The sequence below is a fragment of the Ruegeria sp. F12 genome, from assembly GCF_056533885.1.
Map to the genome: position 1 here is coordinate 344,346 of NZ_JBQFOV010000003.1, position 26,068 is coordinate 370,413.

A 26,068-nucleotide genomic window follows, 5' to 3' on the forward strand; every position below is an offset into this window, starting at 1 on the left:
ATCCAAATGGACGGCCTAGTTGGATCGTATGATTTTCGGCAGATCAGTAAGCCCATGTCCTTTTGCAGGCCTATTACGCGGTTCCAGGATGGGAAACTCTACAAAAAATTCGGTTCCGACGCCTAATGTGCTGTAGTAGTCGATCGTGCCACCAAACTGTTCCACGATTTCCTTGGAAATGTTCATTCCAAGACCTGTACCTCCGGCATGGCGTTCATCAGATGAATCAATCTGCGAAAAGCGGTCGAAAACTTTGTCTCGGCTTCCCGCGGGAATACCGATCCCCTGATCCTTGACAAAAATCCGCACGCGGCCGCCAACCTGCTTGTAGCCGACGGTGATCGAGCCACCATCGAAAGAGAACTTGGCAGCATTCGAAATCATATTGGTCAGCACCTGAATCAGGCGCGATGTATCCCCGCGTATTTGCAGATCGGCTTGGCCGTCGACATTCTCTTCAATCACTACGTTATGGGCACTGGCATAACCCAGATTGGCCGCAATGGCTTCTTGCACAAGAGGACGAACATCAATCGCAGTTTGCCGAAAGACCATCTCACCCGCTTCCATCTTCTGAATATCGAGTACGTCATTGATCAGCGACGCCAGCCGCTCACTGTTGCGCGCAGCCAGATCAACAAGTTTTTGCATCTTTTCAGGCACCTCGCCCATCGCGCCTGTGTTGATCAGGTCCAGCGATCCCTTGATAGAGGTCAGCGGCGTGCGCAATTCGTGACTAACCGTAGAAATGAACTGTGTCTTGGCGATATAGGCCGCCTTAGTACGTTCGTGCTCTTCCCTTAGTTTTTCAAGCTGCTCTAGATTTTTTCGATAAAGCTTAAGAAAGACCAACGAACAGTCGATCAAAAAGTACATCACGAAGACGACCGTGAAGAAATGCAGCCAAAGTTCCGACGACAGGTCGGGTTGTTCAATCCAGATATCGGTAACGACGATCACCATGAACGACACGCCATACATGGCCAGCCGCACGATCATGGCCCAGACGAACTGATGGTTGTTCATCGCCGCAAAAAGCGCGGCCGCAAACAGGAAGAACAAGGGGGTGAAGTGCCCCCCCGACGGCTGTTTGAACGCAACTGACACCGCATAGAGGCAAATGGCAGCGGCGCTTAGGATCGTGTTCAGCAATATCCACGCGACCATCATCGCAATCGCGCGCCGTTCATCGCGCCGCAGGCGCGCCACACGTTTAGCAAGATACAGGTCTTGCGCTTCGCATATCAGGATCGTGCCATAGAACAGGATCGCGTTGAGCGAGTCGAAGAAGAAGCCCGTCAGAATGGTCGTCGCCAGAAAAATCGCTTGCCGCTGCCAAAGCAGCGCAAAGCTCATGGCGGTGTAGTCCTTGATGTTCTGTAGCAGCTGATCGACAGGCTCTTCCGAGAGCTCGATCGGCGGTGTCGTTTCTGTGATCGTCATCACGTCGTCTTCAATTGTGGCACTGTTCTCCTTGAACTACAGGCACAATGAGGACGCAGTTGGTCCGAAATTGGTTCACAGTTTGGCAATAATCTCAAAACGCGATGTGTATTGTTAATAGTCACTGTTCTCATATCAGCATCAGTGACGGAGTCTAATATGACACAGTCCGGAAACACATGGCGGTAAGTTAACGATTTCATTGATTCTTTGCGTGTTTTGACACTAAATGTTTCTGCCCAGGGGCCAATGAACCTGAAGGATGAGCAGCATGACCGCAATTGGTATGCAGGAAATGAGGCAGGCCGACGTGACACCGGTTTCGGCCCGACTGGCAGAAAAGCCCGTATCGTTGTTGCAATTCGCCCGATCAGCCGGGCGCAACATGCTTGAGGTTATCCCGATTGAGACGATTCAGCAGACCTATGTACGCGGTCCGTTGAACATCCATTATATATGCGACCCCGAAATGGTGACCGAATTGCTTGTTGGCAAAGGCCGCCGTTTTCCAAAGGCCAAGTTCACCAAAGACATCATCGGCTCAGCCGTTGGCAATGGTCTGATCCTGTCCGAGGGTGAGAAATGGCGCAAACAACGACAGCGCTACTCGCCGCTTTTCGCGGCCCGGAACTTGCCTGTCTTGTCGCGCCACTTTGCCGAAACTGGCTCCGAGATCGCCGCGTCGTTAGCTGAGAACGAAGGTCCTGTGGACATAGCGCAGGTCGCACCGGCTTCGACGCTAACGAATATCTCTCGTGTGATCTTTTCCGGCAATGAAGAGGTCAGCGCCGAACAGATCCGGGTGGGCTTGATCGCTTATTTTAACTATATTTCCGATATCTCTTTGTTCGACCTGATGGGCCTGCCCAAATGGCTGCCCCGCCGCAAATGGCTGCGCAGCACCGCCCCCGTCACTACGATGCGCGATTTGGCACGCACTGTGATCGAGCAGCGCCGCGCTGAAGGCCGGAAAGAGCCACAAGATTTCCTAGACCTGATGATCGACGCGCTTAAGGAAGACTTCGAAGATCTGGAAACCACGGTCGACAACCTGCTGACCTTTGTTGTAGCGGGGCATGAGACCTCGGCCAATGCGATGGCTTGGGGATACTACCTGCTGGCGCTCTACCCCGAGATGCAGCACAGAATCCGGGATGAGATTCGAACAGCCTGCCCTGAAGACAAAATCGAATTCTCGCATCTCGAACACATGCCGCTGTTGCGCGCGCATATCAAAGAGACGTTGCGTCTGTACCCTTCGGCTGCGTTTTTTGCGCGGGATGCTGAGGAAGCGGTGGAGATCAAAGGGATCAAGATCGAACCAGGTGACGCGTTGTTTTTCCCAGTCTATTCACTTCACCGCAATGAAAAGCTGTGGGAAGAGCCTGATCAGTACAGACCCCAACGCTTTTTGGGTGCTCCGCCTCCGCGTGGGCAATATATCCCCTTCGGTGATGGCCCTCGCATCTGTATTGGCGCGCAATATGCCGAGACCGAGATTATGGTTCTGATGGCGTCGGTTCTGCGAGACATTCATTTCTCGATGTCATCGGCTCCGATGCCCGAGCCGGTCCTGACGTTCACCATGCGCACCAGCGGTCCCATGATGTTGAACGCGGCCCGCGCCTGAGGCCAAGCCTTACTTGCGGGCCAGATAGGTCTGGCTGCCGTACATCTCCTGCAAAACGGTCTCGAACAGGCTGGTACGTGGCTTGTCCATCTTCACCACGTTAGATTTGCTAGGCAGTTCTGCCTCGGGCGCTTCGACCTTGCGAAGGGCCACTTCCCGTTCCTGCACCTTTTCGATCGCGTTATTCATTGCTGAGAATGCCCCTGACTTGGAAATAGACCGCATGGCAATAGCGGCTCCTTTGACAGCCCGAACCGACCCCGAGACACCTCGGTCCGCCAGCATCGCGCCAAAAAGCTGGTTCAATTCTTCTTCGGCAGGCAGGTCGGATGCGGCCTCGCGGCCATGCACGACGACAAGAAACACGCCGCTACCCCGGTACGAGAACACTGCTTGCGATAGCTTGGTCGTCTTTTCGATGGAGCGTCCCAAATCGGAGATCGCACGGCGGAACGCACTGAAATCGTTAAGATCGAACCGGAAGTCAGCGTCCTGAAGTTTGACGGCAACGACCCATGAATCGTACAGACATCCCCGCGAAAGTTGTTCGATGTAATTGTCGAACTCAACATATCGCAGGCACCGTTCGAGCCCGTCGATTGATAATGGATCATCAAAGCTGAACTGCTGTGTGCTGTCAAGTTCAGCCCGAAGGCTCTGCACCGAGGCCGAGCTGCGGCGAGCCTTGATACGTTCTTGCATCAAGAGATGCGCCGCGTTCATCCGGCTGCGCAGCTCGAAGAAATCAAACGGTTTGGTAACATAGTCGAACGCGCCTTCTAGAAACGCTTCTTCCACATGTTTTCTATCGCTCATCGCGGTCAGCATGATCGCCGGCGCATCGGCATGATCGGGCATTTGTCGAATACGCCGCAGCAATTCGATTCCGTTAATACCGGGCATTTGAATATCCAGCAGGAAACAGTCAAACGGCGTTCCGGTGGCTTCGATCAGCGCCAGGGCTTCAGTGGCCGAGGATGCAGCTGAAATATCACAATTCTCAAACTCGGCCAGCGCGGCCTGCAACAGCTCCAGAATGCTGGGTTCATCATCAACCACCAAGACGCGCAGCTTGGTCTTTTGCAACGCGCGGATTTCCAGTTTCCGCTGGAACTGTTCACTGTCCGGGTTGGAGTGTTTCATGACTGGTAAACCGTTTTCAACTTGTTTAACGGTCCCAACCTATTGAACGACTAGGACAAAACCGCGGCGAAAACGGTAAAAAACGCCGCGAAACGTGTTCATTTCTGGGCCTTATTTTGTCAAAACCGACCACTGGCCTCGCATCAAGAGACAAGGAACACGTAGGCCAACCCCGTGTTTACCATGCTTTCCAGCACCTTAACTGCGCTCTATGGCGATTGCCGATTGATATTGAACAAGACCGACTGGCTATAGGTCCCTTCGATCGAGAACTTCGCCCCAACCGGCGCGGCCCCTACCCCAAGCCGCCGCGACCAGCGCGCCCAGACTGACGGTACAATTCCAAGAATGCGCGTCGCCCCACCCTCGGCGGCTGTCACAGTCATTTGATAGAACAACTCTTGTTGCACGGCCATACGACGTGAGGACGGCACGCTGTCGGTGATGAAAAACCGCGATGCCTCCCACACATTGGGGGCAACTGGAGCCTCGAAAAAAAGGACATCCGTTGGCATACCCGGCAAATTCCCCTGCTGCGCATCCCGCAACATATAGGAGTAAATCCCGCAGCGCGCGGTTGTCGGTAAAAGGCGCACGCCGCCCAGAACCTCTCCGAATTCATGCAGAACGACCCAGCGACAGGCGGGTGTGTCGTATTGATCGAACTCCATGCCATCTACCTGCCCGATCTGCCAGTTCAGGCGGTCGATGAAAATCGACTTGCGGGTTTCCAGATACTTGGACAGCAGCGTGCCATATTCATGCATGTTGCGAAAACTCATCGTCGTCGCACGAATCTCACCCAGCTTTTCCTGACGGGAGGGTTGGCTTCGCTTGAGCGAAAACAACCGTCGCCGCGGCGCAGGCTTAGGCGCAGCCGCAGCGTCATTGGCAGGCTCAAGGTCCGGAAAAACTTTGGACGCCGGGTAGGCCTGCTCGTACTGGAGTGGTCGATCCATATTTTGCTCTTATTTTTGACACACTTATGCCAAGATGCCGGACACCAAGTCTACAACTTAGTGCTGTTCGCCTTATGATTGAAGCCCATGTGTGGCCAAATCACCTCCACCCTTCATTTTTGGCTGCTAAATTTTAGTTTATTCGCCATTTTGTTTGATTTTTTCGTGGATTTTCTGCGCCAGATGCAGACAGTTTGCCGCTCACAACTCTTTGAACACAAGAGAATTTTCTGGATTTTCCGATCAATTGGGAGGAATTTGGAGCGGCAAACATGAATTTTTCGCGATCACGACACGTCAACTCCGTTGCAACAGGGTGTAAAAGCTCCTACCCGAGCGGTCGAAATGATTGGCAAATTCCATGTTGATCCTAATGTTCATTAAATCCGCGCTTAATGAAAAAATGATTAATCGGACACATAGGTGCCTCTGACCCGTCAATCTTTTGCCGTTTTTCTCGGACAGCCTGAACGCACCTGAAAATCCACACGCCTGCCGTCCTTTGCCGGAAGTCTGCAAAGCAAAAGGATGGTTCGGTGGCAAAACCCGGTGATTTGTTATGCGTATACTTGCCGTAGACGACGACCCAAGCATTCTTGAGCTGTTGATCTGTGTATTGGGCGCCTTCGGTTATGAAGACGTGGTAACCGCGCGCAGCGGTCAAGAGGCGATTAAAGTCCTGTCCGAAACGGATCAGGTATTCGACTGTCTGCTGCTTGATGTGCAAATGCCCGAGATGAACGGTATTACTTTGTGCGAAGAAGCGCGCAAACTGCCGGATTATCGCTTTACCCCAATTATCATGGTCACCGCCATGGTGCAGAAACAGTATATCGACGAAGCGTTCGAGGTTGGCGCCACGGACTATGTCACCAAACCGTTCGAGTTTGCCGACCTAAAACAGCGTCTTTCGGATGCGTATCGACTGGCTGCCGAACGGCGTGCCGCGATCGAAGTGCTCGAGGCGGATGTCTACGCGCAAAACGATTCCGAGGTGAATCCGAATTTCCGCCTGAGCGATCCGCTCTATTTCGGCGATCTGCCTGGCTGCATCGGTCTGGCCGAGTTCGAAAATTACGTGGTTCAACTGGCAACCATGCACGCCAGAACGTCCAAAATGCTGGCCATCAAGGTCAACGAAGTCGAAGAGATCTTCGGCCTCAGCACATCAACCGAATTCCGCGAGATCATGGCGGTTGCAGGCGAGGCGCTACTGACATCCTCCAAGGATGGCCGCAACTTCGCGACCTATTGGGGCAATGGTGTGTTCCTTCTGATTCACGACCGCAAAAAGGGCCTGAACGCGCAAGAACTGAGCTTGCGCCTGTCACGCCTGCCTGGCACCGACGCCGGAGAGCTTCTGGCTAATGCGGGTATATCATACCACGTCGGTGAGGACGTCTCGCTGAATGCTTCGTCGAAGATGGAAGCTCTGTTCCTGATCGACAAGGCTGTTGAACTTTCAGAAATTCAGGATGGCCCTTTGGTCAGGTTCGGCTGAACCCCTTCTTCTGAAACTGAAAAATCTCGCAAGGCCGGGCTGACCACAGGTTTGCCCGGCTTTTCGTCGTTCAATTCGTACAAGATGTATCATGAGTGGCGGGGAGACAGGGATTCGAACCCTGGGGACGCTCTCACGCCCAACGGTTTTCAAGACCGCCGCATTCGACCACTCTGCCACCTCCCCGCGTGGGGCTGGGTCTAAGGCCAAGCGAAACCGGTGGCAAGTGCAAATAGGGAAAACTTGCTCAAGCCTGTCCAGCAGACTTTTCATGCTCCTTTGCTCGGGTTATGATCAACGGTGAAAAGACCGAAACACGCTGGCCTTTGAGAACCGGCAAACGGCAGTGGGGCATTGTGAACCAAGCCCTTTCAGGCAAGGGATGAGATAATGGATCGAGCGATTGTGACACGCGCAAAACCGCGGGCGTTGGTGGTTTTTGCTGTGGCGCTTACAGTTCTTGTAGGTTGCGACGAAACGCTGTCTTCGGATGAGGCTTCATCGGACGCGGACAGCAGTCCGCGCGGCAGTGACTCGGTAGAGCTGTTTCCCGATGCGACCGGAAACACACGCGAGGATGTCGAAGCCCCCGAGGTTTTCAACGTCACCGAAGCCGGGTTGTGGGATGGACGCCCGTCATTGGGCGGTATCTGGGTCGCGCACCCGGGTGTTACCCAGCCCGAACGTGTACGCATAACAAACACCGCAAATAACAAGTCCACCACAGGCGCCCTGTTCCGCCGCGAACGCAACCTTCCTGGTCCCGCGTTGCAGCTTTCTTCCGCTGCCGCCGAGAAGCTGGGTATTTTGGCCGGCGCGCCCACGCGAGTGGACGTTGTTGCCCTGCGTCGCAAACCGGTAGAGCCTGTCGCAGCCGAACCTGAACCCGAAGCTGCGGAAGAACCCGCCGCCGAGCCCGAGCAGGAAGTGGTTGAAAGCGCGGCGGTTGACGTCGAAGCCGATGGCGAGGCGGCGGTTGAAGACAAACCCAAGCGCAAATGGTGGCAAAAGAAGGAAACCGCAGCCGTCGCAGGGGCTGCCGCTGCTGCTGGCGCGGCAACCGCCGATGCCGCAGATACGGCGGTTGATACAGCGACCGAAACGGCCGCCGACACAGCCGAGGTCGCTGCAGCCGCTGCGGCTGCGCCGTCTCTGACTGACCCCGAAGTGACACCTCCCGCCGATGCCGCGCCAAAACGGAAGTGGTGGCAGAAGAAAGAGGTCGATGAAATCACCGAAACGCCCTTGGACCCGATTGAGGGCGCCGCAGCGGCGATTGAAGCCTCGGACCCGACCCCTGTGGCGGCCGAAGCCCCAGCTTCCGGCCCGCTGTCAAAACCATATGTGCAGGTGGGTACGTTCGGGGTCGAAGCCAATGCCAAAAGCGCCGCCGACAAGATCCGCAGGAACGGTCTGAGCGCCGAGGTGCGCGAATTAAAGACCGATGACAAGATCGTCTGGCGCGTGGTGGTTGGCCCCGCATCCACGCGGGCCGAGCGCAATGCCATTCATCGCGATGTCAAGGATCTGGGCTTTTCAGACGCCTTCACCGTCAAAAACTGAACCCGAAAGGAGGTGCCGCTATGCTGTCCTCACTACGCTCAACTGTTCTGACCCTCGGACTGGTAATGTTTGCTCTGCCCGCCCAGGCTTTCGATACGACGGCCAGGGCGGCCTATGTGATGGATCAGACGACCGGCACGGTCCTTTTGTCCAAAGACGCCGATCAGCCCCTGCCCCCGGCGTCAATGTCCAAACTCATGACCCTCTACGTGGCCTTTGAGGCCCTGCGCGACGGACGTCTGACACTGAATGAGACGCTTCCCGTATCAGAACACGCCATGAGCTATGGCGGCTCGACCATGTTCCTGAACACATTGGATCGCGTCCCAGTCGAGGATTTGCTGCGCGGTATCATCGTGCTGTCGGGCAACGATGCCTGCGTGGTGATCGCCGAGGCGCTCAGCCCCGACGGGACCGAGGCCGGGTTTGCCCGCTACATGACGCAGCGCGCGAAACAGCTGGGCATGGACAATTCTACCTTTGCCAATTCCAACGGCTGGCCCGCTGCCGGTCACATGATGTCAGTCCACGATCTGGCCGTTCTGGCAGATCGCCTGATCAGTGATTTTCCTGAATACTATCCTCTGTTTGCCGAGGAAGAGTTTGAATTCGACGGTCGGGCCCCCTCGAACAAGCGCAACCGCAACCCGTTGTTGAAATTGGGGATCGGCGCGGATGGTCTGAAAACCGGCCACACGCAAGAGGCAGGCTATGGCCTTGTCGGCTCGGCCAAACAGGGCGATCGCCGGGTGATCTTCGTGCTCACCGGTCTGGACAGCACCGCCACGCGCGCAGAGGAGGCTGAGTCCGTGGTTAACTGGTCGTTTCGAAATTTTGTCGAGAGGACAATTGCCAACAAAGACGCGCCGATAGCCGAGGCCGAGGTTTGGATGGGGGCGCAAAGGACGGTTGGCCTTGTACCCGAAGACGATCTGAACATCCTACTGCCGGTTCTGGGCGACGAAAACGTGGCTGCCGAGGTCGTCTATGACGGCCCGATCAACGCTCCGATTGCCAAGGGTCAGAAACTGGCCGAACTGGTCATCAAGCCTGAAGGTCTGCCCGAAATCCGGCGTCCTCTGGTCGCGGTACAGGATGTGGCCGCGGGTGGTTTTCTGGTTCGGATGATGACCGTCGGAGGGATCGTTCTGACCGATGTGATCGGCAACCCTCTGGACGCATTTTGACAAGGGCACCGCGTGTTTCTGACATTTGAAGGCATTGATGGGTCGGGCAAGTCCTCGCAGGCGCGTATGCTGGCCGATCACTTGCGCGGATTGGGCCGCGACGTTGTTCTGACCCGCGAACCCGGCGGTTCAGCCGGGGCCGAGGAAATCCGCAGGCTGGTATTGGAAGGTGATCCCGACCGCTGGTCAGCCGAGACAGAGCTGCTGCTGTTCACTGCCGCCCGCCGCGACCATCTGGAACGAACCATTGAACCCGCGCTGGCGGCTGGAAGAGTCGTGATCTGCGACCGGTTCGCCGACAGCACGCGCATGTATCAGGGCATGTCACGTGGCAATCTGCGCCCTGTGGTGGATCAGTTGCACAAGCTGATGATCGGGCGCGAACCCGACCTGACACTGCTGATCGACATGGACCCCGAAATCGGCCTTTCTCGCGCCAAGGGGCGGCAAGGCACCGAGGAACGGTTCGAGGATTTCGGCCTGGAGTTGCAGCAAAAGATGCGCGCAGGGTTTCTGGCGCTGGCCGATGAGTTCCCGGACCGTTTTCGCGTGATCGATGGCAACCGGGACATGGACAGTGTGGCCCGCGATGTGACAGATATCGTCCTGCAATCCTTGTGACGGACGACCCATGAGCGACGACACCCCGACCCCGGATCAGGCCCCCGGTGCCCCGCATCCGCGCGAAACCGCGACCTTGTTCGGGCAGGCCGAGGCCGAACAGGCCTTTCTGAACGCCTACACCTCGGACCGTCTGCACCACGGCTGGCTGCTGACCGGCCCGCGCGGGGTGGGCAAAGCAACGCTTGCGTGGCAGATCGCGCGGTTCCTGCTGGCGACCCCTCCGGCTGAGGATGACGGGCTGTTCGGCACGCCCCCGCCCCCTGAGACGCTCGCGATCGACCCCGACCACCCCGTCGCCCACCGCATTCAGGCCGGGGCCGAACCCGGCCTGGCCGCCATTACCCGAACGCTGAACGATCAGGGGCGGCTGCGGAATGAGATCGTGGTGGATGACATCCGCAAGCTAGGCAAGTTCTTCGGCCTGTCTTCGGCCGATGGCGGGCGGCGCGTGGTCATCGTAGACGCGGCTGATGAGATGAATGTCAGCGCCGCCAACGCCCTGTTGAAAATGCTGGAAGAACCGCCCGCGCGTACGACGCTGCTGTTGATCTCGCACCAGCCCTCGCGCCTGTTGCCAACAATCCGGTCGCGCTGTCGAACCCTGCGCCTATCCCCGTTAGGGGCTGACGATATGCAGTCCGCACTGGCCCAAACCGGAGCCGAAATGCCTTCGCAACCAGATCATCTGGCCGCCCTCGCCGCTGGCTCTGTCGGGGACGCGGTGCGCCTGATTAACCTGGGCGGGTTAGAGATCTACGCCGAGTTCATCGCCATCCTCGGCACCCTGCCCCGCATGGACCGTCAACGCGCCCTGAAACTGGCCGAGGCCGCCGCCCAGCGCGGCGCGGCTGAGAGGTTCGAGCTGCTTTTAACCCTGATCGACGTGGCCCTGTCGCGCCTTGCCCTGACCGGAGCGACCGGCGCAGCCCCTCTGCCCGAAGCCGCCCCGCATGAGGCCGAAATCCTGTCGCGCCTATCCCAATCCCCCCATCAGGCCCGCAAATGGGCTGAGGTGGCTGCGACAATCACAGCCCGCGCACGCCATGGTCAGGCGGTGAACCTTGACCCTGCGGCTCTGGTCCTAGATACGGTGTTCAAGATACAGGAAACGGCCGGTCAGAGCAGATGAGCGACACCCCCCAGATCACCGACAGCCATTGCCATCTGGACTTCCCCGATTTCGAAGGCCAGTTGGACCAGATCGTCGCCAATGCGATTGACGCGGGCGTAACCCGTATGGTCACAATCTGCACCAAGCTGCGCAATGAACCCAGCGTCCGCGCGATAGCCGAGGCCCACGCCCCCGTCTTCTACGCCGCCGGCACCCACCCCATGAGCGCTGCGGATGAGCAGATGGCAACCGTAGACGAACTGGTCGCACTGTCCCAGCACCCGAAATTCGTCGGTATTGGTGAGACCGGGCTGGATTACCATTACACCGCCGACAGCGCCGAAGTGCAAAAACAATCTCTGCGTGTCCATATCGAGGCGGCCCAGCGCACCGGCCTACCCCTGATTATTCACGCCCGTGCGGCGGACGAGGACATGGCCCGCATTCTGGCCGAGGAACATCGCAACGCGCCCTATTCCTGCGTGATGCACTGCTTTTCCTCATCGGCGGAACTGGCCAAAGCCGCGCTGGATCTGGGTTTTTACCTGTCGATGTCCGGCATCGCCGCCTTCCCCAAAAGCCAGGAGCTGCGCGATATCTTTGCCACCGCCCCAGTCGATCGCGTTCTGGTCGAAACCGACGCGCCCTATCTGGCCCCGCCCCCGTTCCGCGGCAAACGCAACGAGCCCGCCTATACCGCCCATACCGCCCGCAAAGGGGCCGAGGTGTTCGGTATGGACTATGCCGAGTTCGCCGCTCAGACCCAGCTGAATTTCGAGCGGCTGTTCACCAAAGCCGCAACCTACAAGGCGGCTGCATGACCCAGCTGCGCTGCACCATTCTGGGCTGCGGTTCCTCCGGTGGCGTACCTCGACTGGGCGGGCATTGGGGCGATTGCGACCCCGAAAACCCCAAGAACATCCGCCGTCGCTGTTCCATGCTGGTAGAGCGCGATGGGCCCGAAGGCACAACCTCGGTCCTGATCGACACCACGCCGGATATGCGCAGCCAGTTGCTGGATACGGGCACCGGGCGTCTGGATGGGGTGGTCTACACCCACAGCCATGCCGACCACGTCCACGGCATAGATGACCTGCGCATGATCGTGTTCAACATGCGCACCCGCGTACCTGTCTGGGCGGACGGTGACACGCAAAACGACCTGCTGGGACGGTTCGGATATGCGTTCATCCAGCCTGACAGCTCGCCCTACCCGCCGATCCTTGATTTGAAAACCATCAGTGGCCCGTTTGAGATCGACGGCCCCGGCGGCCCGATCCCGTTGCAGCCGTTCAAGGTTAATCACGGCTCGATCGACGCGTTGGGCTTTCGGATTGGCGGACTGGTCTATTTGCCAGACGTGGCCGAGATCTATGACGACGCGTGGCCTGCGCTGCAAGGGCTGGACTGTTTGGTCATCGACGCGCTGCGCCGCACGCCGCACCCAACTCACGCGCATCTGGAAAAGACGCTCGGCTGGATCGAACAGCTCGAGCCGAAGCGCGCGGTGCTGACCAATATGCATATCGACATGGACTATGCCACGGTAAAGGCCGAAACCGCCGACCACATCACCCCGGCCTATGATGGCATGGTGATCCATCAGGCGCTGTAAAATGTCGGTGGTGCCTGCCGCAATATCTCACCGGATGGCACCATGCTGCAAAGCCTGATCGACGTTATCCTGCCAGTATTTCTGGTGATCGGCGCGGGATATGCCTCGACCCGGTTAGGGTATTTCAAAGAGGTCCATATCGACGGGCTGATGAAGTTCACCCAGGGCTTCGCCATTCCCTGCTTGCTGTTTCTGGCCATCGCCAATCTGGACCTCAGCGCCAGTTTCGACCCGCGTCTGCTGTTCAGTTTCTACACCGCTGCGGGCCTATGTTTCTGCGCCGGCCTGTTCGGCGCGCGCCTGATCTTCCGGCGCGAGTGGGAGGATTGCGTCGCGATCGGCTTCTGCTGCTTGTTCTCGAACTCGGTCCTGCTGGGCCTGCCGATTACCGAGCGCGCTTATGGCCCTGAAAACCTGGCCGGGAACTATGCTATCATCGCCTTCCATGCGCCGTTTTGCTATGGCATCGGCATCACAGTGATGGAGGTCATTCGCAGTCGCGGCAACGGTGGCACGCATATGTTCCGTTCGGTCTTGTCAGCGATGTTCCGAAATGCGCTGATCCTGGGGATCGCATCGGGATTCATAATCAACCTGTCCGGGGTTGGCGTGCCCGGAGTGGTCGATGACGCCCTTGGCCTGATCACCCGCGCCGCCTTGCCCGGAGCCTTGTTTGCCTTGGGCGGCGTTCTCGTCAAATATCGGCCCGAGGGCGATCTGCGCACCATCGCCTATGTTTGCGGTGTGTCGCTGCTGCTGCATCCAAGTCTGGTCTGGCTATTCGGATCAAGCGTCGGGCTGCCGCAGGATCTGTTCCGCTCAGGCGTGCTGAACGCGGCCATGGCACCGGGGTTCAACGCCTATATCTTTGCCAATATGTATGGGCGCGCGCGACGGGTCGCGGCCTCATCGGTGCTTATCGGTACTGCGTCGTCGATCCTGACGGTATGGCTGTGGCTTGCTCTGCTGGGATAGAGCATTTGGTTTCCTGTTGACTTTGGGTTGTACAAACACACCTATCCGGTCACGCAACAAGGATCGTACTTATGCCGCATGCCGTCATCGTCGCCCATGGCCAACCCTCTGACCCGGAACCGGCCGAGGCCGCATTGGCAGACTATGCCCGTAGCGTCGATGCGCTGTGCCCGGATATCACGGTGGTTTCCGCCACGCTGGCCGCACCAGGACAGTTCGAATCCTGCCTGCAAAAGCTACCGGACGATACCGTTCTCTTTCCGCTCTTCATGGCCAAGGGGTGGTTCGTGACCAGCGCGTTGCCCAAGCGGTTGGACGAACGCCCCCTTCGTATTCTGGACCCGCTGGGAGTAGACCCCGAAATGCCCGATCTTGTGGCACAGGCTCTGACCGAGGCTCTTGCGCAGCGTCAGTGGCAGGCCACAGAGACCGATTTTGTTCTCGCCGCCCACGGGTCCGGCCGCAGCCGCAACCCCTCTGCCGTGGCTTTGCACTTCGCCGAGGCTTTGGGTCAAACTTTACCGTTCAAGTCTCTTCGCGTCGGCTTTGTCGAGGAACCCCCGTCCATCTCTGACGCCGCATCAAAAGCGGGTGCGCAAGCAATTTGTTTGCCGTTTTTTGCCTGCACTGGCGGACACGTTCTAGAGGACATCCCGCAAGAATTGGAAAAGGCTGCCTTTCAGGGCGACACCTTACCCGTCGTCGGAGAGCTTCCCGGCATTCAACGCCATATCGCCGCGACCCTCAGCAAGGCGTTTCTTTCTACCTGACGCCTGCTATTGCGGAGGCATCGCCTTGTGCGCCAGTGATGAGAACAAGCAGTGACGAGACCTGCCTTTTCGCTTGGCCTCGTACAAGGCCTGATCGGCGGCGTTCAAAATCTCGGCAGGTTTGGGGGAGTGAAATTGCGTGGAAAGCGCGGTTCCGATACTGGCCGATATGCAGCAGGTTGACCCTTCAAAACTTATGGGATGTTGCAACCGCTCGATCAGTCGGATCGCGATCGCGGACAGTACAGCCTCATCGACCAAGCCTTTGAACATGATTACGAATTCATCCCCTCCGACGCGCGCGACGGTGTCATCTGCACGCGTCTCTTCCATCATGATGCGCGCGGCCTGTTTCAGAACATAATCCCCAGCGGCATGGCCAAACCGGTCATTGACTGATTTGAAATAGTCCAGATCCAGATGCATTAGCGCAAATGGTCCATTGCCCGAGACCAGATGCCCCAACACCACATCCATCGCACGGCGGTTCTTGAGGCCGGTCAACATATCGGTATAGGCCTGCTCCTCGGCCGCAAGCATCGCGCCCTGCAGGCGCAGGTTTAGTGAACGGGACGCCTCCATCGCGGCGGATTTGGCTTCGACCAGATAGAGCAGTTCAATCGCAAGATCTGTGCCGGAAAAATCGGCACTGGTCAGCGCATAGTCCCGTACCGCATCCAGGATCGAAATTCCGAAGGACAGGTTCACGACCGCCCCCATATCGTTCGGCAAGGGCGCGACCAAGCCTTTAAGGGCCGTACGCGGCCTGTCATGCAGCTTGAGGTGCAGTTTTGCCCCGGCCAGAGAAAGCAAGGCCGACAAGGTTGTCACCTTTCGTGGTCGAACCAGTTCGAAAACGTCCAGGAAAGCCTGCCCACGCATCGGTGTATCCGGCCGAAGTTTTTGAACGGTCGGCCCCACACGCTGAATGTGTCCGTCTCGATCGACGAGAACGAACATCGGGCAAAGCGTGTCCAGCAACCCGGCCAATTCGACATTGCTCATCATGCTTTTCGCGCCCCCAACTCAAACTGTCGGCCTTGAGCAAAGGCGCTTTCAACCAGGATGATCGAAATAACTTCGGCGTCCCCCCTTTGCCCCTCATGGGTAAGAATGGCCAATGCACCATAGTCATCCGCAACCGCGCGGAGCACGCCCACCATCACGCTGGAATATCCGGGCAAACCCGGATGACACAGAAGCTGGAACTCGGTTGGCGACATCTCGCGTAGTTCCAGTTCGGGCAAACGCAGGTCCGAGACCGCAAGGCGAACCCGATCAGAAAGGTCATCAAGCGAATGCAGAAATTCGACATACGTCACTCCGCCAAACCGCAGCAGGCGTCGCAGATCTTCCATGTTGGGGTGAGAGACTAGATAGGTCCCCAAATCCTCCAGCAGTTCGGCGCGCGGGCGATCGAGTTTAGCGCACAATACCTCCAGCATGCGCGCGCTGACGTCATCGTCATAGACCAACATCGCCTCAAACTCGGAAAAGCCAAGTTCTGCGACTTCGGTCACGTGCAGCCAGCAGGATTGCCCGTATGTCGCGCAAACGAAGGATTGGACCGCTCGATTGATCAGACCATGCATGACAAAGCCCCAGCTTGGTTTCACACGTAGTCTGACCGACGAATCCTTAACAAATCGCCAAAACGCAGCTTCGGATATGGACAATCCAATCGAGTATCAAACTGGAATCTCTTTCTAAACTGCTAGAAATCGGTCGGTGCTCCGCCCTCGGCCTTTCGGCGTTCAACGAATTCCGCCAGTTCCTGTCGGATACCTTCGTCCATCGGTGGGGGTTCAAAGCTGGTGATGATCTCTTTGAACATATGATGGGCGCGTTCTGCAGTCCAGATACCACCCGCTACGTTCCACCCTTCGAAATTCTTCCAGTCGCTGAGGAAAGGTTGGTAGAATGCCGTAGTGTAACGGTCCTGCGTGTGCTGGATGCCAAAGAAATGCCCGTCATTGCCGACCGCACGGATCGCATCCAACGCAATCTCATCCGGCCCGGTCGCCGTGATCTCGGGCTGCATATACCTTTGGATTTGCTGCAAAACTTCGCAGTCCATAATGAACTTTTCCGGGCTGGCGATCAGCCCTCCCTCAAGCCAACCTGCGGCGTGGTAGACTATATTGGTCCCAGACTGCACCGCCGCCCACAGTGAGTTCGACGTTTCCCAAACCGATTGCCCATCTGGCACGTTTGCCGCACACACGCCCGAGGACCGCAAGGGCAGGCCGTAAAACCGTGCCATCTGGCCGGTCATCTGGGTCGAGCGCATATATTCCGGTGTTCCGAACGCCGGCGCGCCAGATTTCATATCCACGTTCGAGGTAAAGGTTCCGATCACGCAGGGAATGCCAGGCCGGACATATTGGAACAGCGCAATCGCGCAGAGCGCCTCGGCCAGAGATTGCGCGACCGCGCCCGCCATTGTAACCGGGGCCATCGCGCCAGCCAGCGTAAAGGGCGTCACCACAATCGCCTGCCCCCGCCGTGCCAGACGTAGGCAGCCGTCAATCATCGGGTGGTCGTGTTTCAACGGCGAGGTCGAGTTGATGTTGGTATACATCCGGGGCGTCGCCTCGAATTCCTCATGGCTTAGACCGCCTGCGATCCTCACCATCTCCATCACGTCTTCGACCCGTTCCTTGCCCAGTGAATAGGCGTGCATCGCCTTGTCGGTCAGGGTCAGCTTGTCATAGAGCACATCCAGATGGCGCACGCTGGCGTGGATGTCGACCGGTTCCACCGGATAACCGCCCGCAAAGTGAATGCAGTTGAAATATTGCGTCAGTTTCAAAAGGTTCCGGCACATTTCGCGATTGCCGGGCACTTTCGTGCCGATCTCCATATCCCAATAGTTGGGCGGGGACGAGACATTGCCGAACAGCAGATTGCGCCCACCGATTTCAATCTGGCGTGCCGGATTGCGCGGCGTGATGGTAAAGGATGACGGAGCCTTGCCCACCATCTCCATCACAAAATCGCGCCCCATGCGGACATTGTCGCCGTCAATGGTGCAGCCTGCCTGACGCAGTATGCCGATGGCTTCCTCGTTGTAGAATTCAATACCGATCTCTTCGAGAATGCGCATCGCCCCCTCGTGGATCGCTTCAATCCCCTCAGGACCAAGCGGCTCGGTCGGTGCATCCGTATTGACCGGAGGGTTCCACGGCATCTGGTCGATTACGGCCGAGCCTCGGCGTTCAGCGGCCCCCGCGCGCCCTCCACTGCGGCGTCTGCGCTTTGTCGTATCTGCCATCGGACCGTCCCCTTGTGTTCGCGTTGCCTCAAGCAAGCCCCGAACAGGGAAGACTGGCCGCTCTGTCTGCGACAGGCTATGTCGGATTTAGAACCTAATCCGCCGAAATCGAGCCGGATTCGGTCAGCGATCCGCCAACCAGCCGGGGATGTGCCCGATATCCGGCAAGACCACATCCGCCATAGGCGTAAGCGCTTCGGCCTCGGCCATACCGGTCAGAACACCGATCGTTGTCATCCCTGCCGCGCGTCCGGCCTGAAGGTCATGCAGGCTGTCCCCCACCATCGCAACGCGATCCGGGGTGACGCCCACATGTTTAGCAAAGGCCAAAAGCTGACCCGGACCCGGTTTGAACCCGTGCCCACTGTCATAGCCAGCCACAAAGTCAAAGTGATCCCGTATCCCGGCCGAGCTCAGATGCTCGAGCGCGGGCATCTCGCTATCATTCGTCGCCACGCCCAGCCTCAGGCCAGACCGCCGCAGCCCATCTAGGAACGGCGCAAGTGGCACTGCGGGGGCTTGTGGTGCATTTGCGGATTCGGTGTTCAGAACGTCGATCAGCCCTGCCTTAGGCAGATCAGGAAAATGCGGCGCCAGAACCTCGGCCACTTCTTCCACTGTTCCCGCAATTACGATGCTGTCAGGCGAATAAGTCAGCGTCTCAAGATCAAAGCCGATCACCTTGCCCAGCGTGGCAGCGCGGGCGTGATCCCCCTCCGTCAGATGCAACAGCATATTGCGTCCGAAGGCACCCCAGGTATCGGCAAAATCGAACAGAGTGCCGTCCTTGTCGAACAGAATAGCGTCGATTGGCATGGTGTTCTCCTGTGAGGGTCAGGTCCAGTGAATGTCAGCGCCGCCGGAAAGCGCGGCCTTGGCTTGCGCAGGCAGATCGTAAGGCACGGAATTGGCATCGCAAAACGCCACAACCCACGAATCGTCCAACATCAGAAACTCCAGCACCGAGCCCAGAAACTCGGGTTCGGACGCCCTTTCGCGCAGATCACCTTCGGATGCGCCTGTGGAGCCCAGAAACACCGGCAAGAGCTCGTCATTTCCGACCAGCCAGCCAAGCACATTCAACGCCAGCATTTCAGCGGATTGCGCGGTTATCGACATAAAGAGTTCCTGAATCTGCTCTTGGAAAGGGTTTGTTAACCAGACTCATAAACACTTTGGTCATACATGCAATCAACGGTGGCAGATATGTCCGTTCACGGCACCATCCTTGTCCTTGACGGGACCTCGACCAATCGGATCATGCTGAAAGTTCAGCTTACGGCAGCGTGGTATCACGTTGTGCAGGGCGAAAAGGTTCAGGGGCTGGCCGGGCTGTTGCGGCGGGCTCGGCCCGACCTTGTGCTGACCGCACAAACCTTGCCAGATGGCACCGCAGCCGATGTGAAAAAGCTGGTGATGGCCGACCCCGAACTGGCGGATGTGCCGGTTGTCGCAATCGCACCGCAAAACGACAAGGCCGCGCGTCTTCAGGCTTTGTCGGACGGGCTGGATGATGTTCTGGCGCATCCTTTCAAAGACACGCTGCTTTTGGCGCGGGTCCGCAGCCTGATGCGCGTCCGAGCCGAATCGCAGGACCTGCGTCTGGGTGGCTCGCAGCCCATCGGATTTGCCGAACCCGCACCCGTGTTGATCATTCCGCCGAAATCTGGCCATGTTGCCTTGCTGACCCAAACATCAAGCATTGGCGCGAAGTGGCGAAACGCTTTGGCTAACCGGTTGAAGCACAGGTTGACGGCCCATACGTCCTCCAACTTGCAGTGTCTGTTATCCGGCCCCACCCCCGACGCCATCCTGATCGAGATCGGAGCCGACCGGTCTGGTCTGTCCGTTTTGAACGATCTTAAATCGCGCGGCGCCACCCGCCACACGGCGGTTATAGGCATTCTGACGCAAAATGACCCCGGTATTGCAGCAGAAATTCTGGACCGGGGGGGAGATGCAGTCTGCATGAACGGGTTCTGTGCCGACGAAACCGTGCTGCGTTTGGAGAACCTGATCGCGCGCAAGACCCGCTTGGACCAGATGCGTGCATCGCTGCGCCGCGGGATTGCGGAATCCTGGATTGATCCGCTGACTGGGTTGCACAACAGGCGTTATGCAATACACGCAATCGACCGCATCGTCACTCAGTCCAACCAAACCCAGCGCGGCTTTGCGGTAATGTTGGCGGATCTGGATCATTTCAAATCCATCAATGACCGCTTTGGCCATGTGTGTGGTGACCGTGTCTTGACCGAAACCGCAAGCCGGATGCAGCGCGCCATCGGCACGGCTGGGTTCGTGGCCCGGATCGGCGGAGAGGAATTCATGATTGGCGTACCCGATACCACTCAGGACAATGCGCTGAAACTGGCGCGCACGTTGTGCGATTGTATCTGCAAAACACCCTTCAAGCTGCCGGGCACCTTCGCGCCAGTACCGGTCACGATCAGCATCGGCGTGATTTCAGCGCAACCGGCCCGCTCAAGTGGTGCTCCGGTCGAGACGTTGATTCAATCAGCCGACACCGCGCTCTATGCCGCGAAGCGCGCGGGACGCAATCAGGTCAGTTTTCGGCAATGCGCCGCCTGACGGATCAATCCTTTTTACCCCGCTTATGCGGGCCGCGGCGTACGACCTCATCCAAACGCGCGGCATAGTCCATACGTTCCTCTTCGCTCATTGCAGAGACGCGCGTCAGCCATTCATTCTGCAAGGACATCTGCAACGACACCAGTGACGCGCTCTGATTAGCCAGTATCGCCCGAACGGATTCGGGGTCGAACGGATCGGCCCGCAGGGCTGCGCTGAGCATGGCGAAATCCTCGGCCCGCAGCTTTGAGCCTTTGCGGTGCTGTTTCGACAAATCCCCGCGCAGCGCCTTGCGGTCCTCTTTCGGCAACGCGCGATAAAGAGCCGAGCCAAAACCAGGTGGCGCCTTTGCATGGTCACTGCCTTTGACCCGTAGAACCGTTCCGACTGCTACGCCTACAATCAGCAAGTTCACAGCAAGGGAAACCGCCAACAAGATTGGCATCCAACGGCGTTTGGGCTTGGGATTGTCGCTCATTCGGCGTCCTCCAGGAATGATGTGTCCAGATCGGCAAGTGCAAATGTGGCCTCCGATCCGTAGAGGTAAGTGGCCGCGTCAGGCAGGAAATCCGGCGCAGCGAACCCGATCCACAGGCCGGCGACACTGGCGGCGGCCAGACCGCTCAGGCCCTGCCAGCCACCGATCCCTTCGACCATGCGGCGAAAAACGGATCGGGGTGCAGACCGCTTGGGTTTGGCAAGGTCCAGCCGCACCGCTTCGGCATCGGTCAGGATGCGAACGGCCAAATCGTCAGGCAGCGCCGGCCGATCCTGACGAGCCTGTGCAAAAAGCTGATCCAATCTCGTGTCATCTTCAGTCATCGTCATACCCCAATTCGTCCCGTCTCCCCGCCAATATCGCTGTCAGAGCCCGCTTGCCCCGCGCCGTCAGACTTTCCACCGCTTCGACCGAAAGCTCCATGATCCCGGCAATCTCGGGGTTGGGCAATTCCTCGATATGGCGCAGTATCACGGCCTGTCGCTGCCGGTCCGGAAGTTTCGACAAGGCCGCCTGCAACGCGTCCCGGCGGGCCTCGTCCTGCATCTTCTGCGCTGCGCTGGCACACTCGTCCTCAGGCTCTGGCACATCCGACAAACGGTCGGGCGTCTGTTTGCGCAGCCGGTCCAGACACAGGTTCATCGTCACACGGTACAGCCAGGTCGAGACCTTGGCATGCCCCGCCACCCAGTCCGGCGCGACCTTCCACAGCCGCATCATCGCCTCCTGGGTCATATCCTCGGCCTCGGCCCGGTTGCCCAGCATCCGCAGCGCCACCGAATAGCTTCGCGGGCCCAGCCTGTCGGTCAGCACACGCGCAGCCGCCGCATCACCTGCGGCGAACATGGCCAGCAGGACGTCATCCGCTGGCGCATCCGCGGCACTGTCAGCGCCGCGGACGATCTGACCTGAGGGCCTCAAGTCCCGCATTCCAAATCAGCTATCGTCGGTATCCGATTTGGCGCGTTTCTTGTGACGCTTGCCCATCCTGTCCTTTGCATCGGCAAATTCCTGTTCCGAGATCGAACCGTTGCTATCAGCGTCGATACGATCAAACATCTTGTCAGCCCGGCGCGGTTTGGGCAACTCATCCTCGCTCAGAAATCCGTCCTGATTGGCATCGTGCTTTTCGAACATTTTGGCGACACGGTCGTTCACCTTCTGCTGCCCCGCCGCCTGCATCTCTTCGACGGTCAATTGCCCGTCGCCATTGGCATCTGCATCCGTAAAGCGCTTGGCGCGGTGGGCCTGCATTTCATCCTTCGTCACCTGCCCGTCGACATTGGCATCCAGTTCCTGAAACGTCACAGGTTCGTGATTGCGTGGCCCTGCGGCCAGAGCGGAGGTCGCCGTGATCGCAACGGCCCCAAGGATAATCGCAGGTATGATTTTTGCGCTTTTCATGTCGGTTTCCCTTTGTTTGCACAGCGCTTTTGTCGCTGCCTACATAGGTTCAAACGCAGATTCACCGGGGTTCCGTCGCAAAAATTGAAATTTTTTTCCGTCACCTTTCAGGGCGCAAAGCGACGCACCCCCCTTTTAAGTTGCACAAAAGATGCGCAATATCCGCCCATTGAAACCCGTGAGTCTCGCAATGACAGATCAAACAATAGACACCCAGCCCGATGCGGATCGCGCCACCAAGCCAGCACTGCTGAAAGGCTTTCGCGGCCGCTGCCCGAAATGTGGTGAGGGCAAGCTGCTGAGCGGCTATCTCAAGGTCAATGATAGCTGCTCGAATTGCGGGCAAGAGCTGTTTCATCACCGCGCCGACGATGGCCCTGCCTATCTGACGATCCTGCTGGTCGGCCACCTGCTGGCCCCTGCGCTGCACGTGACTTATGTCGAGTTCCGGCCTGAACCGCTGACCATGTTCCTGATTTTTGCAATCGGTTGTACGGCGTTGTCGCTGTTCTTGCTGCCGCGCCTGAAAGGGGCTGTTGTGGCCTATCAATGGGCACGTCGCATGCACGGATTCGAGAACGCGTAATGCGATTTCCGACCGGATTGATCCGCACATGACACAGGACAAGACCGCCATCCGCAACGCGGCAACGGTCATTGTTCTACGTGACCGTTTGTCAGACCCGTCGATCCTGATGGGGCAACGGGGCGCGAAAGCCGCTTTCATGCCCAACAAGTTTGTCTTTCCGGGCGGCGCGGTTGACGCCGAAGACGCCAATGTCGAATTGGCCACGGCCCTGTCTGAGTTGTGCCATGACCGCCTGTCCGAGCGGGCGGAAGCGGGTCTGCAAAATGCACTTGCCGCCGCCGCAATCCGCGAGTTGTGGGAAGAGACCGGCCTAGTTCTGGGGCAACCCGGCGCATGGCCCGGACAACCGCCGGAGGATTGGGCCGAGTTTGCCCAGCTAGGTTTTCGCCCCACGGCCCAAGCGCTGCAATTCGTATTTCGCGCGGTGACGCCTCCGGGAAGACCCCGGCGGTTCGATGCGCGGTTTTTCCTTGTTGATGCTTCGGCGGTTCAGGGCGACCTGGACGACTTCTCGCGCGCCTCGGATGAGCTGTCTCACCTGCAATGGGTGCCTCTGGATCGCGCACGCGAGTTTGACCTGCCCTTTATCACCGAGGTCGTGCTGGCCGAGATTGCAGCGCGCGTATCAGACCCCACACCACCGACATCGGTCCCCTTCCTGCTGAATCAGGAAGAGGAGAGCTTATTTCTGAAACTCAAAGGCTATCCGATGCCTCTGACAGACTGAGGTCGCGCCTATTTCATTCGGCTGATCACCGTCGTGACCTCGGGCTTTTTGCCGATCTCGGCCTTGGCGGTCTGGCGCACGATCCGGCGCATGGCCTCTTCCAGCTTGTCGTCGTCGCGCAGCGTTTTGGCGTCGGCGCGCATCAGGAATTGGTTCAGATCCTCTTCCAAAACCTCGGCCAATGCCGCGCGCGAGGACCCAATCTCGGGCAGGCCCATCGTATCGCACCACGGCTCACCCAACGGTTCATCCTCTTCGTCCAGAATGACCGTGACGGTCACATGACCGTTCAGAGCCATGCGGATACGATCCCGTACAACGCCGTCCAGCGCCCCGACCTTGACAGTGCCGTCCAGATAAGTCCGACCCGTCTCGACATAGTCCACCACTTTCGGTGCGTTGCCGGTCAGATCCAGCATCGTGCCGTTCACGGCCAGAATTCCTGTGCGTCCCCCAGCTTCGGCCAGCTTGGCGTGCTCGCGCAGATGGCGATGTTCACCATGCATCGGGATCACGACCTGAGGGTCGATCAGCGCATGTACCCTCTCAAGATCAGGGCGGTTGGCATGGCCCGACACGTGATATAGCCCCGAGCTGTCATCGACCACGTCCACCCCTTTTTCACTAAGCTGGTTGATGATGAAGATCACGCCCCGCTCATTGCCCGGAATGGTTTTCGACGAAAACAGAAACAGATCGCCCTCTTTCAACTCCAGACCGCGATACTTGCCACGGGCCAGTTGCGCGCTGGCGGCACGGCGTTCGCCTTGGCTGCCAGTCACGATCAACATTAGGTTCTGGCGTGGAACGTCCACCGCCTCTTCGGCGCTGATGACTTTGGGGAAATCCGACAGGATGCCGGTTTCGGTGGCGGCTTCGATCATGCGGCGCATCGCGCGGCCCAACAACACGACCGAGCGTCCGGCCCGCTGCCCCGCCTCGGCCAGGGTTTTCACCCGTGCCACGTTGGACGCGAAAGTGGTCGCGACAACCATTCCTTCGGCGCTTTCGACCAGTTTGGTGATCTCGGGGCCGACCTCGGATTCCGATCGCCCGTCATGGGGCGAGAATACATTGGTGCTGTCACAAACCAGAGCCTTGACGCCCGGTTTGGCAATCTCGGCCCACAAATCGGCGTCAAAAGGCTCACCTACCACAGGGTTGGTGTCCAGCTTGAAGTCACCCGAATGCACGACCCGGCCCGCAGGCGAGTCGATGACCAAGGCTGCACTTTCCGGGATCGAATGCGAGACCGGCAGGAAACCGACCGAGAACGGCCCCACCTGAACCTGCTCGGGCCATGGCGACACGGTTTGAACGGCGTCCTCGGGATGGCCATGTTCATCCATCTTGCGGCGCGCGATATTGGCGGTGAAGGCACGGGCATAGACCGGCGCGCCCAATGCCTCAAAGCAATGCGCTACGGCCCCCACGTGGTCTTCGTGGGCGTGTGTGACGAAGATGGCGTCAAGACGATCAGCGCGTTCCTGCAGCCACGAGATATCCGCGTGGATCAGATCGACGCCCGGCGTGGTGTCCATATCCGGGAACGTCACCCCAAGATCGACGAGGATCAGACGTTCCTGCCCCGGCTTGCCATAGCCATAGACATAGGCGTTCATGCCGATTTCGCCTGCACCGCCCAGCGGCAGATAGATCAGTCGTTCACTGCTCATGTTGAGCCATTTTCCTTGTTATAGCGATGGATCACGGTCAGACCGTGCATCGTCAGATCATCCTCGATCACGTCAAAGCCCACATCCGCCTGATCGAACAGAGGTGCAAGCCCCCCGGTTCCAACGACTTTCATCGGCATTCCATATTCCGCCTTGATCCGGGCAATCAGCCCCTCGATCAAACCGGAATAGCCCCAATACACGCCCGATTGGATACAGCCAACCGTATTTGTCCCAATCACTTTTTCGGGGCGCGTGATGTCGATATGAGGCAACGCCGCCGCGCCTTGGTGCAGCGCTTCAAGGCTGAGGTTCACACCCGGTGCAATAATGCCGCCCACGTAAGCCCCGTCCGATGCAACAACATCGAAATTCGTGGCGGTTCCGAAATCAACCACAACCACATCGCCACCATGACGATCAAACGCTCCAACCGCATTGGCCAGCCTGTCCGGTCCGGGAATGGTGCCTTCGTCGATGCGTGGGGCGACTGGCAACAGGCATTCCGGCTTGCCCACAACCAGCGGACGGCAGCCAAAGAAACGGTCTGCAAAGATGCGTAGATTGAACACCACGCGTGGCACGGTCGACGCGATCACGACATCAGTGATATCCGCCTCGATCCCGTAATGTTTCACCAGAGTAGAATACCATGTGAAATAGGCATCCGCCGTACGGGAGTGATGGGTCGAGGTGCGCAAGGTGCACAAAAATTGCGCGCCGTCCCAGATCGAGAACACGGTATTTGTGTTGCCGCAGTCGATTGCAAGAAGCATCTCAGCCCCC

The 26,068-nt window shown here is 58.3% G+C and carries 27 protein-coding genes and 1 tRNA gene; 13 read left to right on the top strand and 15 right to left on the bottom strand.

The window, feature by feature from the left end; genetic code table 11:
- Window positions 1-15: 15 nt before the first annotated feature.
- Complete coding sequence (locus tag ACR0CA_RS06415) at window positions 16-1,443, bottom strand: sensor histidine kinase (protein WP_170769311.1); 1,428 nt, start codon at window positions 1,441-1,443, stop codon at window positions 16-18.
- A 271-nt stretch (window positions 1,444-1,714) separates the two neighbouring features.
- On the opposite strand from ACR0CA_RS06415, the gene ACR0CA_RS06420 reads away from it, so the two are divergent.
- Window positions 1,715-3,073: a cytochrome P450 gene (locus tag ACR0CA_RS06420; RefSeq protein WP_480897826.1), complete on the top strand. Its 1,359-nt coding sequence runs from the start codon at window positions 1,715-1,717 to the stop codon at window positions 3,071-3,073.
- 9 nt (window positions 3,074-3,082) lie between these two features.
- On the opposite strand, the gene ACR0CA_RS06425 is transcribed toward ACR0CA_RS06420, so the two are convergent.
- Window positions 3,083-4,216, bottom strand: coding sequence for a response regulator (locus ACR0CA_RS06425; RefSeq protein WP_480897827.1), 1,134 nt, complete (start codon window positions 4,214-4,216; stop codon window positions 3,083-3,085).
- Window positions 4,217-4,425: 209 nt separating this feature from the next.
- On the bottom strand, window positions 4,426-5,175 hold the full coding sequence (locus ACR0CA_RS06430) for an acyl-homoserine-lactone synthase (protein ID WP_170769308.1): 750 nt from the start codon (window positions 5,173-5,175) through the stop codon (window positions 4,426-4,428).
- Window positions 5,176-5,734: 559 nt separating this feature from the next.
- Here ACR0CA_RS06430 and ACR0CA_RS06435 point away from each other — a divergent pair.
- On the top strand, window positions 5,735-6,676 hold the full coding sequence (locus ACR0CA_RS06435) for a response regulator (protein ID WP_170769307.1): 942 nt from the start codon (window positions 5,735-5,737) through the stop codon (window positions 6,674-6,676).
- A 96-nt stretch (window positions 6,677-6,772) separates the two neighbouring features.
- Here the strand turns inward: ACR0CA_RS06435 and ACR0CA_RS06440 are convergent.
- Window positions 6,773-6,862 (bottom strand) — tRNA-Ser (locus ACR0CA_RS06440).
- Window positions 6,863-7,066: 204 nt separating this feature from the next.
- Here ACR0CA_RS06440 and ACR0CA_RS06445 point away from each other — a divergent pair.
- The 8 genes from ACR0CA_RS06445 to ACR0CA_RS06480 all read left to right on the top strand — a co-directional run bounded on the left by ACR0CA_RS06445 (window position 7,067) and on the right by ACR0CA_RS06480 (window position 14,521).
- A complete protein-coding gene (locus ACR0CA_RS06445; protein WP_480897830.1) occupies window positions 7,067-8,239 on the top strand; it encodes an SPOR domain-containing protein in 1,173 nt (390 codons plus the stop codon).
- A 20-nt stretch (window positions 8,240-8,259) separates the two neighbouring features.
- Complete coding sequence (locus ACR0CA_RS06450; RefSeq protein WP_480897832.1) at window positions 8,260-9,426, top strand: D-alanyl-D-alanine carboxypeptidase family protein; 1,167 nt, start codon at window positions 8,260-8,262, stop codon at window positions 9,424-9,426.
- Window positions 9,427-9,438: 12 nt separating this feature from the next.
- Complete coding sequence (gene tmk / locus ACR0CA_RS06455) at window positions 9,439-10,047, top strand: dTMP kinase (RefSeq protein ID WP_480503099.1); 609 nt, start codon at window positions 9,439-9,441, stop codon at window positions 10,045-10,047.
- A 10-nt stretch (window positions 10,048-10,057) separates the two neighbouring features.
- Window positions 10,058-11,179: a DNA polymerase III subunit delta' gene (locus ACR0CA_RS06460; protein WP_480897834.1), complete on the top strand. Its 1,122-nt coding sequence runs from the start codon at window positions 10,058-10,060 to the stop codon at window positions 11,177-11,179.
- Window positions 11,176-11,982 carry a TatD family hydrolase gene (locus tag ACR0CA_RS06465; RefSeq protein ID WP_170784261.1) on the top strand — a complete coding sequence of 269 codons (807 nt, stop codon included), beginning with the start codon at window positions 11,176-11,178 and terminating at the stop codon, window positions 11,980-11,982. Before ACR0CA_RS06460 ends, ACR0CA_RS06465 begins: the two co-directional genes overlap by 4 nt.
- On the top strand, window positions 11,979-12,776 hold the full coding sequence (locus ACR0CA_RS06470) for an MBL fold metallo-hydrolase (RefSeq protein ID WP_170769301.1): 798 nt from the start codon (window positions 11,979-11,981) through the stop codon (window positions 12,774-12,776). Before ACR0CA_RS06465 ends, ACR0CA_RS06470 begins: the two co-directional genes overlap by 4 nt.
- A 42-nt stretch (window positions 12,777-12,818) precedes the next feature.
- A complete protein-coding gene (locus ACR0CA_RS06475; protein ID WP_170788393.1) occupies window positions 12,819-13,751 on the top strand; it encodes an AEC family transporter in 933 nt (310 codons plus the stop codon).
- Between the two features lie 71 nt (window positions 13,752-13,822).
- Window positions 13,823-14,521 carry a CbiX/SirB N-terminal domain-containing protein gene (locus ACR0CA_RS06480; protein ID WP_480897836.1) on the top strand — a complete coding sequence of 233 codons (699 nt, stop codon included), beginning with the start codon at window positions 13,823-13,825 and terminating at the stop codon, window positions 14,519-14,521.
- A 6-nt stretch (window positions 14,522-14,527) separates the two neighbouring features.
- Here the strand turns inward: ACR0CA_RS06480 and ACR0CA_RS06485 are convergent, their stop codons facing one another.
- The 5 genes from ACR0CA_RS06485 to ACR0CA_RS06505 all read right to left on the bottom strand — a co-directional run bounded on the left by ACR0CA_RS06485 (window position 14,528) and on the right by ACR0CA_RS06505 (window position 18,914).
- Complete coding sequence (locus ACR0CA_RS06485) at window positions 14,528-15,529, bottom strand: GGDEF domain-containing protein (protein WP_480897837.1); 1,002 nt, start codon at window positions 15,527-15,529, stop codon at window positions 14,528-14,530.
- A complete protein-coding gene (locus ACR0CA_RS06490; protein WP_170769297.1) occupies window positions 15,526-16,113 on the bottom strand; it encodes a heme NO-binding domain-containing protein in 588 nt (195 codons plus the stop codon). Before ACR0CA_RS06490 ends, ACR0CA_RS06485 begins: the two co-directional genes overlap by 4 nt.
- Before the next feature lie 122 nt (window positions 16,114-16,235).
- Window positions 16,236-17,795 carry a trimethylamine methyltransferase family protein gene (locus ACR0CA_RS06495; RefSeq protein WP_170769296.1) on the bottom strand — a complete coding sequence of 520 codons (1,560 nt, stop codon included), beginning with the start codon at window positions 17,793-17,795 and terminating at the stop codon, window positions 16,236-16,238.
- 123 nt (window positions 17,796-17,918) lie between these two features.
- Window positions 17,919-18,611 carry an HAD family hydrolase gene (locus tag ACR0CA_RS06500; protein ID WP_480897838.1) on the bottom strand — a complete coding sequence of 231 codons (693 nt, stop codon included), beginning with the start codon at window positions 18,609-18,611 and terminating at the stop codon, window positions 17,919-17,921.
- A gap of 18 nt (window positions 18,612-18,629) precedes the next feature.
- Window positions 18,630-18,914, bottom strand: a complete 285-nt coding sequence (locus ACR0CA_RS06505; protein ID WP_480897839.1) for a DUF3572 domain-containing protein — start codon at window positions 18,912-18,914, stop codon at window positions 18,630-18,632.
- Between the two features lie 87 nt (window positions 18,915-19,001).
- On the opposite strand from ACR0CA_RS06505, the gene ACR0CA_RS06510 reads away from it, so the two are divergent.
- Window positions 19,002-20,387, top strand: coding sequence for a diguanylate cyclase (locus ACR0CA_RS06510; RefSeq protein WP_480897841.1), 1,386 nt, complete (start codon window positions 19,002-19,004; stop codon window positions 20,385-20,387).
- 4 nt (window positions 20,388-20,391) lie between these two features.
- Here ACR0CA_RS06510 and ACR0CA_RS06515 read toward each other — a convergent pair whose 3' ends face one another.
- The 4 genes from ACR0CA_RS06515 to ACR0CA_RS06530 are packed head-to-tail and all read right to left on the bottom strand — an operon-like array spanning window position 20,392 to window position 22,290.
- Entirely contained in the window at window positions 20,392-20,865 is a 474-nt protein-coding gene (locus ACR0CA_RS06515; RefSeq protein WP_170788388.1) for a periplasmic heavy metal sensor, read from the bottom strand.
- Window positions 20,862-21,209 carry a hypothetical protein gene (locus ACR0CA_RS06520; RefSeq protein WP_170788387.1) on the bottom strand — a complete coding sequence of 116 codons (348 nt, stop codon included), beginning with the start codon at window positions 21,207-21,209 and terminating at the stop codon, window positions 20,862-20,864. The genes ACR0CA_RS06515 and ACR0CA_RS06520 overlap by 4 nt, the downstream gene beginning before the upstream one ends.
- Window positions 21,202-21,816 carry an RNA polymerase sigma factor gene (locus tag ACR0CA_RS06525; RefSeq protein ID WP_480897843.1) on the bottom strand — a complete coding sequence of 205 codons (615 nt, stop codon included), beginning with the start codon at window positions 21,814-21,816 and terminating at the stop codon, window positions 21,202-21,204. The genes ACR0CA_RS06520 and ACR0CA_RS06525 overlap by 8 nt, the downstream gene beginning before the upstream one ends.
- 6 nt (window positions 21,817-21,822) lie before the next feature.
- Window positions 21,823-22,290, bottom strand: a complete 468-nt coding sequence (locus ACR0CA_RS06530; protein ID WP_480897844.1) for an EF-hand domain-containing protein — start codon at window positions 22,288-22,290, stop codon at window positions 21,823-21,825.
- A 190-nt stretch (window positions 22,291-22,480) separates the two neighbouring features.
- Between ACR0CA_RS06530 and ACR0CA_RS06535 the strand changes: the two genes are divergently transcribed.
- Both ACR0CA_RS06535 and ACR0CA_RS06540 read left to right on the top strand, forming a co-directional pair.
- Entirely contained in the window at window positions 22,481-22,876 is a 396-nt protein-coding gene (locus ACR0CA_RS06535) for a DUF983 domain-containing protein (protein ID WP_170769288.1), read from the top strand.
- A 28-nt stretch (window positions 22,877-22,904) separates the two neighbouring features.
- A complete protein-coding gene (locus ACR0CA_RS06540; RefSeq protein ID WP_170788384.1) occupies window positions 22,905-23,606 on the top strand; it encodes an NUDIX hydrolase in 702 nt (233 codons plus the stop codon).
- A gap of 8 nt (window positions 23,607-23,614) precedes the next feature.
- Here ACR0CA_RS06540 and ACR0CA_RS06545 read toward each other — a convergent pair whose 3' ends face one another.
- Window positions 23,615-25,282 carry a ribonuclease J gene (locus ACR0CA_RS06545; RefSeq protein ID WP_480897845.1) on the bottom strand — a complete coding sequence of 556 codons (1,668 nt, stop codon included), beginning with the start codon at window positions 25,280-25,282 and terminating at the stop codon, window positions 23,615-23,617.
- The gene (locus tag ACR0CA_RS06550; protein WP_170769285.1) at window positions 25,279-26,058 is read right to left on the bottom strand and encodes a type III pantothenate kinase; all 780 of its coding nucleotides are present in this window, start codon (window positions 26,056-26,058) and stop codon (window positions 25,279-25,281) included. The genes ACR0CA_RS06545 and ACR0CA_RS06550 overlap by 4 nt, the downstream gene beginning before the upstream one ends.
- Between the last annotated feature and the right edge of the window lie 10 nt (window positions 26,059-26,068).

Coding starts and splice junctions, on each gene's coding strand:
- ACR0CA_RS06415 (WP_170769311.1), bottom strand. CDS start 1,443: ATGACGATCACAGAAACGACACCGCCGATCGAGCTCTCGGAAGAGCCT.
- ACR0CA_RS06420 (WP_480897826.1), top strand. CDS start 1,715: ATGACCGCAATTGGTATGCAGGAAATGAGGCAGGCCGACGTGACACCG.
- ACR0CA_RS06425 (WP_480897827.1), bottom strand. CDS start 4,216: ATGAAACACTCCAACCCGGACAGTGAACAGTTCCAGCGGAAACTGGAA.
- ACR0CA_RS06430 (WP_170769308.1), bottom strand. CDS start 5,175: ATGGATCGACCACTCCAGTACGAGCAGGCCTACCCGGCGTCCAAAGTT.
- ACR0CA_RS06435 (WP_170769307.1), top strand. CDS start 5,735: ATGCGTATACTTGCCGTAGACGACGACCCAAGCATTCTTGAGCTGTTG.
- ACR0CA_RS06445 (WP_480897830.1), top strand. CDS start 7,067: ATGGATCGAGCGATTGTGACACGCGCAAAACCGCGGGCGTTGGTGGTT.
- ACR0CA_RS06450 (WP_480897832.1), top strand. CDS start 8,260: ATGCTGTCCTCACTACGCTCAACTGTTCTGACCCTCGGACTGGTAATG.
- ACR0CA_RS06460 (WP_480897834.1), top strand. CDS start 10,058: ATGAGCGACGACACCCCGACCCCGGATCAGGCCCCCGGTGCCCCGCAT.
- ACR0CA_RS06465 (WP_170784261.1), top strand. CDS start 11,176: ATGAGCGACACCCCCCAGATCACCGACAGCCATTGCCATCTGGACTTC.
- ACR0CA_RS06470 (WP_170769301.1), top strand. CDS start 11,979: ATGACCCAGCTGCGCTGCACCATTCTGGGCTGCGGTTCCTCCGGTGGC.
- ACR0CA_RS06475 (WP_170788393.1), top strand. CDS start 12,819: ATGCTGCAAAGCCTGATCGACGTTATCCTGCCAGTATTTCTGGTGATC.
- ACR0CA_RS06480 (WP_480897836.1), top strand. CDS start 13,823: ATGCCGCATGCCGTCATCGTCGCCCATGGCCAACCCTCTGACCCGGAA.
- ACR0CA_RS06485 (WP_480897837.1), bottom strand. CDS start 15,529: ATGATGAGCAATGTCGAATTGGCCGGGTTGCTGGACACGCTTTGCCCG.
- ACR0CA_RS06490 (WP_170769297.1), bottom strand. CDS start 16,113: ATGCATGGTCTGATCAATCGAGCGGTCCAATCCTTCGTTTGCGCGACA.
- ACR0CA_RS06495 (WP_170769296.1), bottom strand. CDS start 17,795: ATGGCAGATACGACAAAGCGCAGACGCCGCAGTGGAGGGCGCGCGGGG.
- ACR0CA_RS06500 (WP_480897838.1), bottom strand. CDS start 18,611: ATGCCAATCGACGCTATTCTGTTCGACAAGGACGGCACTCTGTTCGAT.
- ACR0CA_RS06505 (WP_480897839.1), bottom strand. CDS start 18,914: ATGTCGATAACCGCGCAATCCGCTGAAATGCTGGCGTTGAATGTGCTT.
- ACR0CA_RS06510 (WP_480897841.1), top strand. CDS start 19,002: ATGTCCGTTCACGGCACCATCCTTGTCCTTGACGGGACCTCGACCAAT.
- ACR0CA_RS06515 (WP_170788388.1), bottom strand. CDS start 20,865: ATGAGCGACAATCCCAAGCCCAAACGCCGTTGGATGCCAATCTTGTTG.
- ACR0CA_RS06520 (WP_170788387.1), bottom strand. CDS start 21,209: ATGACTGAAGATGACACGAGATTGGATCAGCTTTTTGCACAGGCTCGT.
- ACR0CA_RS06525 (WP_480897843.1), bottom strand. CDS start 21,816: ATGCGGGACTTGAGGCCCTCAGGTCAGATCGTCCGCGGCGCTGACAGT.
- ACR0CA_RS06530 (WP_480897844.1), bottom strand. CDS start 22,290: ATGAAAAGCGCAAAAATCATACCTGCGATTATCCTTGGGGCCGTTGCG.
- ACR0CA_RS06535 (WP_170769288.1), top strand. CDS start 22,481: ATGACAGATCAAACAATAGACACCCAGCCCGATGCGGATCGCGCCACC.
- ACR0CA_RS06540 (WP_170788384.1), top strand. CDS start 22,905: ATGACACAGGACAAGACCGCCATCCGCAACGCGGCAACGGTCATTGTT.
- ACR0CA_RS06545 (WP_480897845.1), bottom strand. CDS start 25,282: ATGAGCAGTGAACGACTGATCTATCTGCCGCTGGGCGGTGCAGGCGAA.
- ACR0CA_RS06550 (WP_170769285.1), bottom strand. CDS start 26,058: ATGCTTCTTGCAATCGACTGCGGCAACACAAATACCGTGTTCTCGATC.